The sequence below is a fragment of the Priestia sp. SIMBA_032 genome (assembly GCF_046535215.1).
Classification (GTDB): domain Bacteria; phylum Bacillota; class Bacilli; order Bacillales; family Bacillaceae_H; genus Priestia; species Priestia aryabhattai.
In genome coordinates this window covers 1-253 of sequence record NZ_JAWRXD010001127.1, presented here as the reverse complement: position 1 = coordinate 253, position 253 = coordinate 1, and the positions used below count along the sequence as shown (strand labels likewise).

1 protein-coding gene is annotated in these 253 nt (G+C 68.0%); it reads left to right on the top strand.

Going from position 1 to position 253, the window contains the following annotated elements; genetic code table 11:
• Positions 1-253, top strand: a 253-nt coding sequence (locus tag SB717_RS37840; RefSeq protein WP_410908308.1) for a hypothetical protein, incomplete at both ends; no start/stop codon positions are given.

The window sequence follows — 253 nt, the reverse complement described above, 5'->3', positions numbered from 1 at the left end:
GGGCGTCTCGAGCGACCCGTACTACCTCTACAACAACTTCTTCTCGACGGCGAACACCGCGAAGGTCGGCGAGGCCGCGCCCGTCAACGTCGCTCGTTTCAGCGACCCGGCTGTCGATGACGCCCTCGCGGTGCTCAAGAGCACGAACCCGGACGACCGGATCCGCCGCGCGCGTCGACGCACCATCGCATCGCTCGTCCTCGCCGCGCTCCTCGTCGTGCTCGCCGCCGCGATGCTCATGTTCGGCAACACC